Origin of the sequence: Calothrix sp. NIES-2100, from assembly GCF_963875285.1 — a bacterium.
GTDB lineage: Bacteria > Cyanobacteriota > Cyanobacteriia > Cyanobacteriales > Nostocaceae > Aulosira.
The window spans coordinates 5,741,291-5,756,209 of record NZ_CAWNLA010000001.1; the positions used below are offsets into that span (position 1 = coordinate 5,741,291).

Genomic DNA, 14,919 nt, shown 5'->3' on the forward strand with positions numbered 1-14,919 from the left:
TTTGTTGTGTTAATTATTTGAGCGATCGCCAACCTAGCAACACGAGGCGGTATAATATCCTTGGTAAATCAGCACCATCAGCGTTTACGCTTGCAAACCTTCTTCTGTGGGTGTGTGGGCGATGTCATGCTCTACAAGAGAAAATTAAATTAATTCGTAATGTAGGGGCGGGTTTACAGATATCCTTGTTGGGTATCGACTATCCAAATAAACCCGCCCCTACAGACAGGTGCTACACCTGACTCAAACTTGCTCCACGTATAGACGAACGGTGTTTCACCAAAAATTACGAACTTGTACTGAGCGCAGTCGTTCGCGGAGCGTCTCGTTCGCGCAGCGTCTCCCCTTGGGAGAAGAGAAGTATTACGAATTACGAATTAGTAATTAGTTAATTTTACGTTTTCCAAAAGAGCTTGAGACGAGTGCAGAAACTCGTAAACAGCGCGATTAGTAAAGTAGTGCCAATTCCTTTAATTACGCCCATAACAGGCGTTGTCGTATTGGCAATAATCCAATCTTCCAATCCAGTTAGTTGTAAGACTGGCCAGAGCAGATTGGCAAACGCTACATAAGGAATCATCGGATTCTGCCCATTATCGATTAATAATTGCAGCCATTTTTTTTGCTCAAATATATCAATTACTATGGTAAAAATAATCAATAAAAAAATTGCGATCGCACTAGTTATAAAATAATAGCTATAAGTAGAAGGATCTTTATGAATTCCTCCCTGGAAAGGCTCAACAAACAAACCTAGTAACAACCAGTAAACTCCCCATTGATAAAATTGCTTGAGCAAATTGTCTATATCATTTTCTGGATGAGCAAATAATAACCAGCTTGCAGCGCAAATCGCCAAACTTACTATAGTTGTTTGCCAAATCCAACGCCCTTGTAATCCTACCAGCAAGACTAAGCAAATCATCAGCATGGATGAGATAATTAGCCATAAACGCTGGCTATAACGAGAACCCAAACTCTGCTGATTAGCTGATATATCTTCAGAATTAGTACTTTTTTGAAGCCAGTTTAATATCAACTCACCGATAATAGTTCCAGGAATAACAATGAACAAGTACTTCAAATAATAAAATTGAAATATCCAACCAAAATTGAAGTTATATCCCCAAATTGGTACAGATGAGGCTGTCCATAAAGTTTTCACCCAGCCTTCAGTGCTGGCGGCTAATTGAAAAGCAATCAAATAACCAAGTAATCCTAAACGTAACAGCAAATTAGAGCGGGTAAACAACCAAGCTATTGAGCCGAAAACAGCCATATTTGCTAGTACTATTAATATGGGGTCACTCCGCTCAAGCAAAAATCCTTTACCATCATATTGCAGTTGAGAAATAATAGCGATCGCCGCGATAAATCCAGCTATATTGAGCCACACGCCATATTTACGCCACTTCCCTAAAATAGACCAACTACCAAATATTAAAAATAGCAACAAAAAACCTAATAGTGCTAAATACCATGTATCTGTAGTCGGATTTTTATTGATAGTAAAGGGACGAAGATGTTGGAGAATAATCGCAAAGGCTGCTAACATTAAGCCTCGCTTCAAAATATATAAAATAACTCGGTAAATACTCCAACCTTGAACAATCCGACGTGATAGTGCTAGCGGGATAGCCGCACCCATTGCAAACAAGAATAAAGGAAATACTACATCTACCCAGGTTAAGCCAGCAATCTGCGCATTAAAAGCATGACTTGGGGGTGGTTCTTGTGCATGATACATCCATGCAGGCAAAATTTTATAACGGATTGTACCTGACAAAACCATAGCTAAAATTGCAAATCCTCGCAGTGCATCTAAAGCATCAGCGCGTTTTACATTTGTGGTAGTGGTAATATTACTTTCCTGAGTCAATGGGATTACCTGAATATCAGGAAATTTAGTATAGCAGTCCTTAATTATTTGTGAAAGGGGGAATGAAAAATAACAAATAACTACTTAGAAATAGTAAAAGAGCGAGTAGCCATCTGAATCAATCGTTCTGGTGATTTGGCTCGATTTACTGTGAGGCGTGAAATCCGATATTTATCTTGTAACCAACGGAATCGCAAAATTGTGCTGTTATAAAGATAACCTGATTGGTAGTAATTAGCAGCATGAGTTTCTACCTGCTGATTCATCGAACCATAGGGATATGCGATATGTCTAGCAATTTCCTCTGGTGGTGCTAATCCAGCCATGCACTCTCGGAGTTTAATTTGAGCTTGAGCCAGTTCTTCATTTAACTCCGAGACAGTTATTTTAACTAAGTTTTTGTGGTTTTGTCCATGAGATTGAATATCATAAAATCCCTTGGCGAATCCTGTTCTTAAATCCTCACAACTCAGATAAGTTGTGGATGGATGACCAGATTTAGATAACGTACCTGGATTGACGAATAGAACTATTTTTATTTTTTGATTAAATTCTTGCTCCAATCTTTCTAAAACTGGAATTATATTGGTATAAACAGTTTTATAGCTGTCATCAAAACTTAACATTATCGGTTTTTTACCTACATATTCTTGAGGAATATCTCGATGACGCTCAATAAAGTAATCGTACAAATCTTGGGTTGATAAAAACCAGTAATTATTCCGTGCTAAATACTCTAAAAAGTTTTCCAAATCCTGCATCGGATAAGACATTTTCTGAGCTATGGGATTTTGAATTATGCCAAAATTAGGATGATTCAAATCAACAATCCCATGAAATCCCAAAAGCGGAATTCTCGGAGCAGTTATATAAGAAACTAGTAAGATATTAGTCAAAAATAATGCAATGATATATAAACCTAAAAATTGCAAATTTAACTTATATTTAAATTTAAATTTATGCTGCTTGAATTTCCTAGACATTGTAGGTTAATGAAGTAATTATAGATTTTATGTACTCAAATAATTAATAAGTTCGCAGTTAGGGCTTTAGTCTTTTCTTTAGCAGCACTGTAAACGCATAGTGCAAAGCAGGGCTTCCCACAAAGTAGTGCTGACTACAAAACCCTGAAAATTAATGACACAGTCCATTAGTGCGAACGGTATTTGGCAAATCTAGCAAGGATTCTGGCTTAATAAATTCATTTTGTCAAATTAATCTGACCAATGCAGTGCTGATGATATGAAGATGGTGCGTTACACTTTGTTAAGTTGTCACCCATTTAACTTGCAAATTTTTTCGTTTTGACTGTTGAGGCTTAGAGGATGTTTTAAAAGTCAAAATATATACTCGAAACCTCTCTCCAAACCTCTCTCCTTGTAGGAGAGAGGCTTTGAAACCCCGATTCCCTTGTAGGGAAGGGGGGAGAGGGGGGTTAGGTTTTTGAGGCTTTGGTGTTAGCAATAATACTTTTCAAACAACCTCTTAACAGTCAACACTCAACAGTCAACAAACCTCATGAGTGATTGTGTAATTTAAAGGCGTAATAGCTTAACTAAAATGTTGCAGGAATTTTAATCACTAGATTTATTAAACACCTCTAGGATGTGGCGACAAATTTGTTTTAGCTTATCTTCGATTTGAGAGGAAGGTAGAGAAGCACCAACAATACTCCAGTTGTCTATTGTCGAAAGTCGCCAAGCTTCGCCGCGATGATCAAATGCAGCAACTTCTACGCCGATCGCCCGCCGTGAATTGTTTACCGGGTCTTGATAAAATCGGATTTGAATTAAAACGCTACGACTGCGCCAGGATTTACTAATACCCGGAAAGTGAAAGCCGATATCTATCGAATCTGGATCGACTAACTCCCGCGTTTGGGGATCGTTCTTCCAAGGTTTAAGATCCGATTTGGCATCAGGAAACTCTAATTTAAACAAATTAACTACCGTAGCAATCTTGCTGGCGAGTTCAAGGTTAGTTGCTTGTTCAGATGCGTTCACGAAAAAAAACTCCTATATTGCATCGGCTTATGGGGAATTTCAAGACAGGAAACCGCCAGAAAGTTTATGGTATTGGTGTTTTAGCTTATCAAGCTCTTTTAGTATTTCGCAACTACAAATTATGCTTTCCTCACAATCATTGTTCACAAAAGCTGCCAAAAACTGCTATTTTAAATTTTTAGATCAGTCCACTTATCTTGAGTAATTATACTTAATTTTTTCCAAAATTACATAGATGATCAGCTATTTTGAGAAAATAAAAAGCCAATATCAAAAAATTTGTCCGAAAATCCTGTGCAGGTAAGAGATATATATTACCGTGGCAATATAAAATTACACTGTTAGTCGGCAAACAAACAGCAAATTTTTTCCAGCTATGTCGCGTCAACGCTCTCTTTTTTCATTGATTTTAGTATTATTGGCAACATTCCTGATCAGTTGTGGCAGTCCTACTGTCGCTAAAGCACCTCCTACTTATACAACAGCGCAACTGACGAAAATCCAGGTATATGTTCCAGATATTCAGGCTGTGCGCGATCGCTCAGAAGAACTCGAAAGCCTGATCAAACAAAAAGACTGGATAAATGTGAGTAATTTTATACATGGGCCAATCACACAAGCTAGACTGAATATCACTTATGTGATTCCTAATCTCTTACCCAAAGAACAATCCGCAGCACGCCAAATAGTGCGTGATTTGTTTAACCACCTGCTGAAAATCGACCAAGCGGCTACAGATGGGAATACTCTAGTTGCTTTGAATAACCAGCAAGCGGCTGTTGCAGATATTGATAAATTCCTGGATCTGCTTCCCCAGACAAGTACTCCGGCTGAATCATAAGTACTGAGTCAAGAGTGCTGAATTATAAGTTATGAGTTAGGAGTTAGGAAGCAAAAATTTCTAACTCCTAACTTTTGGATCAAGTCATGAGTCATGTAGTCATTATCGGTTGTGGTGTAGTTGGGGCAGCGATCGCCTATGAACTAAGTCTCGTTCCAGGACTAAGGATCACTGTTTTGGATAGTCAACCACCTGCACAAGCATCTACAGGCGCTGCACTCGGTGTATTGATGGGTGTGATTAGCCAAAAAATCAAGGGTAAAGCTTGGCAGATGCGACAAACTAGCATCCAACGCTATGAAACCTTGATTCCCGAATTAGAAGCGATCGCCAAACGAAAAATCCCCTTCAACCGTCAAGGAATCCTCAGTCTGTGCTTAGCAGGGGAAGATTTAGCAGACAGAGAAAAGCTGCTCGAAATTCGCCAATCCCAAGGTTGGGAATTAGAAATCTGGGACAAGGCTAAACTGCAAAATCTCTGTCCCCAGATAGATACTAAAAATATTACTGGTGCTGTTTATTCTCCTCAAGACCGCCAGCTTGACCCCACAGCTTTAACATTAGCTTTAGTTGAGGCCGCTCAACACAATGGTGTTACCTTCCAATTCGGCGTAACTGTGTTAAACAGCCAAACCTCACCGCCATTTTGCCACCAACTAGAAACAACCGCCGGACAAATTGCTGCTGACTGGTTTGTCGTCGCCGCCGGACTAGGTTCAACTCCATTGACAACCCAGTTACATCAGAAAGTTGATATCCGTCCTGTACTGGGGCAAGCATTACAACTACATTTAGAGCATCCACTAGGAAATCCTGACTTTCAGCCAGCAATCACCGGTAATGATGTCCACATCGTCCCTGTGGGAGATGGCGATTACTGGATAGGCGCAACCGTAGAATTTCCTAGTAATGGGGAGGAAATACCGCCTAATCACGAACTATTGGAATCTGTCAAACAACAGGCGATCGCATTTTGCCCAGAATTAGCCCAAGCAAATATTATCCGCACTTGGTCAGGTTTACGTCCCCGCCCCGAAGGTCGCCCCGCCCCAGTTATTGGTAAATTACCAGGATTTAATAATGTCCTCTTAGCCACCGGACACTATCGCAACGGCGTTTTACTAGCACCCGCAACAGCTTATGCAATTCGTGAGATGATTATTCCTATCAATTCTCAATAAAAACATCCCTTTTAGGGAACTCCAAAAAATAAATTATTCCGTTAAAGTCGTTGACAGTTGACGGTTCACAGTTAACAGTCAACTGTCAACAATGAACAATAACAAGGGAATATTTTTTTACTTGGAAGTCCCTTGGCATTAAATGCTCAAAACTCTTAATGCCAACATTGATTATTTGTCAATAGTAAAACAAAATTAACAAATGACAAATGACAAATGACAAATGACAAATGACAAATGACAAATGACAAATGACTTAATAGGAACATAACGTGTCATTAACAGAACATAAAATAACAGTAAATTCACTAGAGTGGTTTTATCGGGAAGCTGAACCGGTTGGTCGAACAGACTTATTACCTGTGGTATTGCTACACGGGATAGTCGCCCAAAGTTACAGTTGGCGCAACATCTTACCGGCTTTAGCAAATCAGGGAACAAGAGCGATCGCCCCTGATTGGATTGGTTATGGCTTTTCATCCACCCCAGAAAAACGAGATTTTGCTTACACTCCTGAGGCATTTATTACAGCTTTAGAAGGATTTATTAAAGCCTTAGAACTAGAACAATTTTCTTTAGTTGTGCAAGGATTTTTAGGTTCTGTAGGGCTACAATATGCCTTGCGTCACCCTGAACAAATTGCCAATTTAGCTATTTTAAATACACCAATTTCTACTGCTGCCAAATTACCTTGGAAAATTAAACAAATGGGTTTGCCTTTAGCAGGTGAAATGATGACCCAAGACCCCCTTTTAGTTGATAGAACATTAGAAGGTGGTAGCCGTTACCGCATAGCAGATAAAGATTTAGATGTTTATCGCAAACCATATTTGAAAAGTTCTGCATCTGGGCGCGGACTACTTGCAACTATTCGCAATTTGCAACTCGACTCAGCCATGACAGAGATTACATCTGGGTTTAAACAATGGCAACAACCAATTTTAATTCAGTGGGGCATGATTGACCCTTGGTTACCTATAGAGATGGCAGAAAATTTTACTAATTCTGTGCAAAACGCTGAATTAGTAAAACTCAATAACGTCGGACATTACCCTCAAGAACACTATCACGAGACGATTTTAGAAGACCTTTTACCCTTTGTGCGTCGTACTGAATCTCGCTAAACTATAGCGGTTATCGCTTGAGTCCAATACACAAATTAGGGGCACTGCCGTGCCCCTACACGCGACGATATAATTTTGTATTGCATCCAACCCAGAAGCCCTATATTTCGTAGTCAAGACTTCAGAGGCTATTTATAAATAGTCATTCAATTTTAGATTTTGGATTTACGATTTTGGATTAACCTCTCCTTGTAAAGAAGAGGCTTAAATATTGAATTTTTTTGGTTTTTTCTCCGTAAACCCAGAGGCTTGAAACCATTTTTTGGATTCTAGATTTAGATTTAATCCAAAATCCAAAATCTAAAATCCAAAATTGTCTCGGTCAATCAAAGCCAGTTCTGCAATGACTCAAACTGAGCAAATTCCGACTCTAGCTGCCATTGAATCTGCGCGCGCTTGCTCTTTTGCAAAAAAGCACTGCACCCTTGAGAAACAGAGGCCTTACCAGGGGTATCGCTGGCACAATTTGGAACCATTGTCTTAAACTCAGGCGACTTCCAGAGACTATTTCCCGGAGCGAAACTATATTCCAAGCTATTGCGAGCAAGTCGCTTGAGGTCTTTATATCCCAGCCCATATCTTGTTGCTGCTAACAGATACTCATGACTCAGATCAATACGAGAAATGCCTTCATCATCAGAAGCAAGGGTCATTGGTACTCCCGCCTTCCAATACTCCCGAAAAGGATGCTTCTCGGAGTGTACATTCAAAATTACTTCATTGCTGGTCAGGCAGATTTCGACCATCACGCCGCGTCGCCGCATTTCTTCCATCAACTGGAAGGGACGATCCTCAAAAAGAATATCCACGCCATGCCCGATGCGATCGGCCTGTGCCACTTCTACAGCTTGCCGAATATGGAAACGTAAATCCTCGGTTGGAACCAACCCCAAGGTTAACTCTCCTGCATGGAGTGCGACCTTGACATTGGGAAATTGGCGTTTGAAAAATTGCAGCATTTGCATTTGCTCTGTGTAGTCGCGCAGTGCAATTGGGTTATCTTCTGGAGCGACGAGATTGATGCCAACCACCCGCGAATCTGATGAAGCCAGTGCAAAGGCATAAGCTAATTGAGCAAACACTTCGACAGGCGACTTTGTTCTTGTCGTTTGCTGCAAATAGCGCACCGTCACTGCACACCCAAGCTGTGCCGATGGAGTGTCGCAACCGAGTGTTTTCGAGACTTCGCGCTCTAACTGTGTTAATTGCTGAGAGCCGAGTGTCACTAGCTCGGTTAATCCTCGCTTGAGCAATTGACGGTGCATCTCTTGCAAATCTTTATTCCAACCCACTTCACGTCCTAGCTGTCGAACCTCACTGCCTTGAACGGTAAGCATTAACTCTAGATAGGTAATATGCTGTGAAGCTGCGCGATTTGCAACTTCCGCGACCATATCATCCCGACGGCTTGCAGAATCTGATATTGCCCCAAAACCACTAAAAGCATCAAAAAATTGGTCGTGTCCCGATTTTCCAGCAAATTGGAGGTTACGAGTAGACCAACGATTGATGAGGAAATCATAAATAGATGTTCGGTTGAACAATTCTGCGGCGGGAAAATAGCTACTGTCCTGACCGCAAGCCTTGGGTTCAATTAAAGTCCCCGCTTGTGGATTCACACAGTACCCATCGGTAGCAGCCCACTCCAGATATCGTTCTGCGTACACAGCCCCGCTTAGATGACTGTGGATATCTCCTCCCTTCGGCATTCGCTGTACAAATGCTCGTAAAGCTGCTGGTTGCGTGCGATGGGCTTCAAACCAACTAGCAGCTTCAGCTTCACTGTTAGTCGAGGACTGCTGCGAATTAGATGAAACTTGGGCTGCTACACTGAAGATAAAACAGCTAGAACTTGTTAATACTCCTAAAAACAAAGATAAAGGCAATCGCATTTATCTACACCTATTAATGACACCTTACGAAACAATATCAGTTAGAGGTATGCCAAAGCTTCTTCGCCTACTTTCCTCTTTTAATGAATAAAATAAAGGGCGATCGCTCCCCCTCACAACCCTTAAACCCTGCTAAAATCCGTGTGTTCAATAGATTAACTACCATGTCTGGCAAAGGATTTGGGTAACGCCAACCTACAAAAATCGATAAGCTAGTTGAATCTGCGGTGCGTTATTGCCAAGGGGATTAGTCGGGACACGCAATCTCAATTTTCTATTTTCCTCTTCTACTTAACGTAAAAGGCTAATCTTAATCCTCAAAAAACCTCAACTTAATTCTTCAAGTAGAGGCGCACAGCTAATTAAAAATCCATATATTGCAATTACAAGCAATAAATTTATTTAGCTCCCAGTTTTAGACCTACTAGGAGCTTTTTTATTGTGCTTAAGAGCGGGACGCTTCGCTTAGCGCGAAGCTATGCCGTACCCTACGGGGAAGCAAGCTAGCAAGAGCGTCTCGTCCCTTGCGCGTCTCCCCTTGGGAGAAGAGAAGGCTTTACGCGAGTCAAAAGTCAGTTGTCAGTTGTTGAATGTTGGAGTTTAATAAGCCGTCCCAAGAGTGGGCGGTATATATTTATTTGCGACTGACCACTGGTCACGCTCCTAAACTCCAACCCAAGAATGGGTGGAGTTTTTATTGATTATCCATCTTAAGAAATGGGGGTATATCACAAGAAGTAACAGTAATTCGCTCTGTTGGTAGATTGAATGTGAATTATGGAATTGTTATTGTGTATTTGTCAGTAAAAACGTTTATCAAATTAAAACAATGAATATTGTTGCTTGGGTTGTTTTAGGTCTAATTGCTGGTGCTATTGCAAAAGCTATCTATCCTGGTTCACAAGGTGGCGGCATCTTAGGAACAATCTTGTTAGGAATCATTGGTGCTTTTGTAGGCGGTAGTTTGGGTGTATTTTTCAATACAGGAACTTTAGCTTTAGCTGCTCCAACTCTTAGCATTCCCGGTATTTTTGTAGCAGTTCTTGGTGCAATCGTCGCTGTTTTCTTGTGGAATTTGCTAACTCGCAGTAGTGCTGTTTAAGAAATTAAATTAGAATTAACATTTCATTATATTTTCTGACTGAATTTGGATAAAACAATAGCGTCTGCCTTTATTTAGGTAGGCGCTAATATTATTTTGTTGGGGTGTGATATCCTTCAAGTTTTGTAATCGACCACGGGGGCGATCGCCTTCTAGTTCTCTTGGAAACCACAACAAGCGATGCCAAAGGCGGCAAGCTACGCACTTATCAAAATTTTGACGATGAACCCTAACCCCTAGCCCCTAACCCCTACCAAGCAGAAAAATCTTGCGCAAACTGAGAAAGTGATAGTAGCTGAATTCGCTGGTCATTTTCAGCAGTTTGTCTCTCAGCTTGGGTATTATAGCCCCAATCTCCCAAGAAGAGTTTTACATCTGCAAGGTCTGATTGCTGCTGGACTAACTGCAAAGTTTTGAGTCTATCTTCTACAAACCACAGACTAACTGGCTTGCGTGAGGCTGTTTGGATTAATTCTCGGATAATTTCGTATTTCGGACGCTTCTCTTCCTTGCCAAAAATTGCTTTTGCGGCTAAATCTACTCCTTCTTGCTGCAATAGTTGCTGGACGAAACGTCCTTCTTTTGTTGTGATGATGTATAACTGGACTGTACTGGCAACAGTTGCTTTGATTTTGTCGATTACACCAGGATAAAATCTATGCAAACTTAACCAACCATTTAAATCATCAGCAATCCATTGATCGCGCAAATTATCTAATTTTGCAGCAACTTCTCGTGCTTGTATGTTGTGGTCTAATAAAATTTTTGGGGCAATATTTACCCATTCGTGAAGAATCTTTTCGTCGTCAATGCCATCGACCAAAGCTTTAATTAAAACAGGCATTTCCCAACCTGTTTCAATTACTGGTCTTAGCCGATAAAATCTTGAAGCTAAATTATCGGCTGGTGTATTGTTAGCAGGCGACCAAATTTGACAATAGGTGCGCCATGCTACCTCAAAATATTCAATTAGTCCATCGCAAATCACTCCATCAAAGTCTAAGGCTAAAATTGTGGGACTACTTGCTGTCATGGTTTTGAGGATGAAAACTGCTTTGGCTAGCTTATCCCATCCGGGAATGATTTTTCTGTATCATCACTAGTTTGCAGATTCATCGGCAAAGTCCAGGGCTTCTTGCTTAACATCCTTGGAATGGAGAATGTCTAACGCATCTTGGTCTGCCATCTCAATGATTGCTGCTACATATTGTCTTACCTGTTCAGCAACATCGGGCTTCCACTGACGCAATTTTGTGTCTAGGGTTTCCACTAAAGCGTCCATCGATACCTCTACCATTAATGATTGTGGTGGTGTCTAGTAACATGTTAGAGTATCAGGCCTAGAGGTTGCTGGGAATTTCCTCTGCTCAACATTAAATTATACAACACCTAAAGCCCAAAACCCTTTTGTTACAAGCTTCTGGAGAGATTTATAAATTTACTTGGTCAAAAAATATTATGTCTGAAATCAGAATTTAAGTATATTTTATAACCAATAAAATATATTTTTTCGTAATGCTATGTATATGCGATCGCCACATTAAACACAGGTTTTCTCGACTACAATTAAAGATTGTCAGATGGCGGGAGAATACCTAATCGAAACTTTGAGTAGCATTTTTTCTATCAGCAGTACGGTTGAAGTAATTTCCTAGGAAAATATAGTTTTGCAAAACTCCAGCGATCGCCACGATTATGGCTTGTACAATTCAGTAGCGAGCAGGATTAGACAAGGGAGACAAGGGAGACAAGGGAGACAAGGGGGACAAGGGGGACAAGGAAGCAAAGGAGGCCAATGCCCAATGCCCAATGTCAGAAAACTAAGATAAACAACTCCGGTTTGCCGATCGGCATAGTGACTAATTAATTAAAAATTAAGTATACTTTTATGAATGGTGAATTAGTGCTTCTGTTATGGCTACCTTATTGCTGGATGACGGTACAATCGAGAGTGATTTAGGCGAAATAGTCCGTGAATTGGCTCCTCTGGGCATTTACCTGAAACACTACGATCCAGGAACATCGCTGCTTTTCCCCCAATTAATAGAACAAGACCTGGTCACAGAATCTGAGAAGCGCTATATTTTAGAACTACACAATAGTGTCTTTGAATTTATCCAGCAAGACACAGGCTATCTCTGGTGTGACTTTCTCAATATCCATCCTGGTTCGCCCCATATCCAGACGCTAATTGCCACTTACAGCCGTTATCATACTCATACTGCTGCTGAACCCGTCTACGTTTTAGCAGGAGAGATGATTTTTGGCTTTGTGAAACCAGATGGTAGCCAGATACAGCTTTTAGTTCAAGCTCAAGATTATCTTGTGATTCCGGCGGGAGTTGAGCATTGGTGTAGCCCTACAGCTTCTTTGAATTTCAAAGGAGTACGCTATTTCATCACCGCAGAAGGTTGGCTGCCTAATTATACAGGAACTCAGTTAAGCGATTCTCTCAATAAGCCGCGCTAATAACACACGCTACTAGCTATTTCGCGAGTTGCAATTACTGCTTTCGAGTATCCAATTGCTATATTGGCGATGCCAAAGGCGGGCTACGTCTACGCAATTACTATAGCGGTTCTCACTTGGATGCAATACAACCAAGGGCGGGGTTTCCCCGCCCCTACAGGCTTTGCGATTTAAAACTATACCTCACCAATCCGAAAACCCCTATATTTTCGAGTATCCAATTACTATATTGGCGATTCGCAATTGCTATTTCTTTGTCTTTTTTTGAACATGACTGCTTTGTTACAGCATCTTCCTGTAAATAGACCACATTTGTCGTAGGGGTACAGCACTGCTGTGCCCTGAGAGTGTGGTTCAACTACGTGAAAACTTCTGTAAATTAGCAGCAGCGCGTACAACTCGATTACCATCTTTGCTGAGGCGATCGCGTATTTGAGTTGGTGTGTTGGGATTTTGAGCAACAGCATAGCGTTCCAGCCAAGAAAAAGAGCGAGAAGTTTTGGCTAAAATTCCCATTGGTGCTTGTGGATTTAATAGAACTGTTAGCCGACTGGATCGGGGAATTTTTTCCCATTGTGTCAGAAGTTCTCTTTCAGGATAAAGGCTGGCTTCTAACTCACCAGGCTTATAAGCAGGCGAAGACTCCCAAGATTCTAAAATAGAATCGTCAATACAGGGATTGCTGGCTGCTGCTTTGCGTACTTCAGTATTTTCATGGTTAATTAATACTGCTAAAAGTTCCTGAGTAGCATAGAGAGAAGCCGCTATTTTTCTTAAAACTCCTAGATTAACAATTCCTGGGTTTAAACTCTTGAGAATATCTAGTCCCCATATTTGCACAATAAATTTTGGTGTGTTGGGATTTTCGGTAGCAGCGTAACGGATAAAGTCTTCTTCGTGTTCTAAAAGTAACTTTTTTAAAGAATTTTCTGGTAAATTGGGATGACGAGCAATTGCTGCCAACTGGGATTTAGCAGCATGTTCAAAGTTTTTATGCCATGCTGTCTTTAAATTGTTTTTTTGCCGTTCCAGTAATGTTTCCAAGAATTTGCCAGAAACATAGGGGTTCATAATACCGAATTCTTCAACACCCGAAGTTAAACTGTATCCCCGATTTTTTTCTTCAAATTTGGCGAGTAAGCTGAGAACAAGTTGGTTCGGTGTTTTGGGATTGTTCGCAATTCTATTAAGAACGTTGTAATCAGCGCCGCTGTATTTTGCAGATCTCTCCAAATAGTCATGGGCTAATTTTTCTAGCAAGGTGATTGGCGTATTCGGGTTATAAACTATTGTTTCGTGAACATAACCCATCAAACGATGATTGTTAGCCAGTTTTTCGAGAATATAGACAGGTGTTCTGGGATTTCCTGCGATCGCTTGATGAACTGCATTGTGACGATTCGAGTCTGCCATTTCTTCTAATAATTCCAACGGTAGGTTAGGATTGCAAGCTATCCGTCTACCCAAGTCACCATAAGTATCAGGTTTCTCAAGGAGTTTTTTCAAGAAATGAACAGGAGCGTTAGGATTACTGGCAAGTGCATAAAATATACTACCATCGGCAGACTCTAGCAATTGTTCCAGAATCTGCCCAGGTGTATGAGGATGTTCAGCAGCTATTAGACGTTCTTTTGGTTTATCTGACTGTGCTAGCTTTTCTAATTCATTAACAGTAGTTTCAGGATATGCAGCTTTTCGATAAGGTACAAAGCGTAAAAGATGTTTGGGAATATCTGCACGAAATGCACTAATTTTTGCGACTTCTTGAATTGCATCTTGAAAATCTTCAGAGGAATCTTTTAATAGATTATTTATCGCCGTTTGGGCAATTTCTTCCCAATTTTCACAACTAGCATTATCCCAATTAATATGCATCCGCGCCGCTTCTGACACATGGGTATTTTGATTAGATGCTAAATATTCAAGAGTTGCTTTTGGTGTTTGGCAATTTATCGTGACTGCTAATTTTACATTTTCCGATGAGGATTTGGCAGCATATTCTAAAAGAGAAACTGGCACAATTGTCCGCTTAATTAAATTACATAAAACTGTATCGAAAGCTGTGACTAGTAAATTTGGGCTTTCTAACACCAATAAATCAATCGCCGGATTCCTAAATAAATGCCTCGGAAACTGCTTTGCTAAAACCATCAGTAGAGATAGTGGTATGTTAGGATTCATTACCAAATTTTGTCGCACTATCGTGTCAGAATAAGACCCTAGTTCCTGCAAAATATCTGCATCAGCACCAGGATTTTGTGCAACCACCCGTGCTAGTTCAATGCTAGTTTTAGCAAGCTCACGTAAACGCTCAGATGCGGTATTTTCATTTGCAGCTTCTAAGAAAGCTGTTTCTTGCTCTCGATTCATCAGTAGATACTCCGTAGGTGGTTGGGGAAAAGCTCTGATAAACATTGTTTTCATTGCT

11 protein-coding genes and 1 pseudogene are annotated in these 14,919 nt (G+C 40.5%); 5 read left to right on the forward strand and 7 right to left on the reverse strand.

Features of this window, described 5'->3' with window-relative positions:
- Positions 1-394: 394 nt before the first annotated feature.
- The 3 genes from AACU32_RS23355 to AACU32_RS23365 form a co-directional block, all read right to left on the reverse strand.
- Positions 395-1,879, reverse strand: coding sequence for a DUF5009 domain-containing protein (locus AACU32_RS23355; RefSeq protein WP_339378200.1), 1,485 nt, complete (start codon positions 1,877-1,879; stop codon positions 395-397).
- 80 nt (positions 1,880-1,959) lie between these two features.
- Positions 1,960-2,775, reverse strand: a complete 816-nt coding sequence (locus AACU32_RS23360) for a polysaccharide deacetylase family protein (RefSeq protein WP_339378201.1) — start codon at positions 2,773-2,775, stop codon at positions 1,960-1,962.
- A gap of 678 nt (positions 2,776-3,453) precedes the next feature.
- Positions 3,454-3,882, reverse strand: a complete 429-nt coding sequence (locus AACU32_RS23365; protein WP_096603617.1) for a hypothetical protein — start codon at positions 3,880-3,882, stop codon at positions 3,454-3,456.
- A 352-nt stretch (positions 3,883-4,234) separates the two neighbouring features.
- Between AACU32_RS23365 and psbQ the strand changes: the two are divergent.
- The 3 genes and pseudogenes from psbQ to AACU32_RS23380 all read left to right on the forward strand — a co-directional run.
- Positions 4,235-4,723: pseudogene (gene psbQ, locus AACU32_RS23370) on the forward strand (photosystem II protein PsbQ); the annotation flags it as partial.
- A gap of 86 nt (positions 4,724-4,809) precedes the next feature.
- Positions 4,810-5,904, forward strand: a complete 1,095-nt coding sequence (locus tag AACU32_RS23375; RefSeq protein WP_096603619.1) for an NAD(P)/FAD-dependent oxidoreductase — start codon at positions 4,810-4,812, stop codon at positions 5,902-5,904.
- A 272-nt stretch (positions 5,905-6,176) separates the two neighbouring features.
- The gene (locus tag AACU32_RS23380) at positions 6,177-7,028 is read left to right on the forward strand and encodes an alpha/beta fold hydrolase (RefSeq protein ID WP_096603620.1); all 852 of its coding nucleotides are present in this window, start codon (positions 6,177-6,179) and stop codon (positions 7,026-7,028) included.
- A 326-nt stretch (positions 7,029-7,354) separates the two neighbouring features.
- Here AACU32_RS23380 and AACU32_RS23385 read toward each other — a convergent pair whose 3' ends face one another.
- On the reverse strand, positions 7,355-8,920 hold the full coding sequence (locus AACU32_RS23385; protein WP_096603621.1) for an adenosine deaminase: 1,566 nt from the start codon (positions 8,918-8,920) through the stop codon (positions 7,355-7,357).
- An 829-nt stretch (positions 8,921-9,749) separates the two neighbouring features.
- On the opposite strand from AACU32_RS23385, the gene AACU32_RS23390 reads away from it, so the two are divergent.
- On the forward strand, positions 9,750-10,022 hold the full coding sequence (locus AACU32_RS23390) for a GlsB/YeaQ/YmgE family stress response membrane protein (RefSeq protein WP_096603622.1): 273 nt from the start codon (positions 9,750-9,752) through the stop codon (positions 10,020-10,022).
- A gap of 250 nt (positions 10,023-10,272) precedes the next feature.
- On the opposite strand, the gene AACU32_RS23395 is transcribed toward AACU32_RS23390, so the two are convergent.
- Both AACU32_RS23395 and AACU32_RS23400 read right to left on the reverse strand, forming a co-directional pair.
- Entirely contained in the window at positions 10,273-11,055 is a 783-nt protein-coding gene (locus AACU32_RS23395; RefSeq protein ID WP_096603623.1) for an HAD family hydrolase, read from the reverse strand.
- A gap of 66 nt (positions 11,056-11,121) precedes the next feature.
- Positions 11,122-11,304 carry a hypothetical protein gene (locus tag AACU32_RS23400; RefSeq protein ID WP_096603624.1) on the reverse strand — a complete coding sequence of 61 codons (183 nt, stop codon included), beginning with the start codon at positions 11,302-11,304 and terminating at the stop codon, positions 11,122-11,124.
- Positions 11,305-11,936: 632 nt separating this feature from the next.
- Here AACU32_RS23400 and AACU32_RS23405 point away from each other — a divergent pair.
- Positions 11,937-12,491, forward strand: coding sequence for a 1,2-dihydroxy-3-keto-5-methylthiopentene dioxygenase (locus AACU32_RS23405; RefSeq protein WP_096603625.1), 555 nt, complete (start codon positions 11,937-11,939; stop codon positions 12,489-12,491).
- Between the two features lie 354 nt (positions 12,492-12,845).
- On the opposite strand, the gene AACU32_RS23410 is transcribed toward AACU32_RS23405, so the two are convergent.
- Complete coding sequence (locus AACU32_RS23410; protein ID WP_339378202.1) at positions 12,846-14,915, reverse strand: variant leucine-rich repeat-containing protein; 2,070 nt, start codon at positions 14,913-14,915, stop codon at positions 12,846-12,848.
- Positions 14,916-14,919 lie beyond the last annotated feature (4 nt).

Excerpts from the sequence above, each read along its gene's own strand:
- AACU32_RS23375 (WP_096603619.1), top strand. The coding sequence starts at position 4,810 with ATGAGTCATGTAGTCATTATCGGTTGTGGTGTAGTTGGGGCAGCGATC.
- AACU32_RS23385 (WP_096603621.1), bottom strand. The coding sequence starts at position 8,920 with ATGCGATTGCCTTTATCTTTGTTTTTAGGAGTATTAACAAGTTCTAGC.
- AACU32_RS23390 (WP_096603622.1), top strand. The coding sequence starts at position 9,750 with ATGAATATTGTTGCTTGGGTTGTTTTAGGTCTAATTGCTGGTGCTATT.
- AACU32_RS23395 (WP_096603623.1), bottom strand. The coding sequence starts at position 11,055 with ATGACAGCAAGTAGTCCCACAATTTTAGCCTTAGACTTTGATGGAGTG.
- AACU32_RS23400 (WP_096603624.1), bottom strand. The coding sequence starts at position 11,304 with ATGGACGCTTTAGTGGAAACCCTAGACACAAAATTGCGTCAGTGGAAG.
- AACU32_RS23405 (WP_096603625.1), top strand. The coding sequence starts at position 11,937 with ATGGCTACCTTATTGCTGGATGACGGTACAATCGAGAGTGATTTAGGC.
- AACU32_RS23410 (WP_339378202.1), bottom strand. The coding sequence starts at position 14,915 with ATGAAAACAATGTTTATCAGAGCTTTTCCCCAACCACCTACGGAGTAT.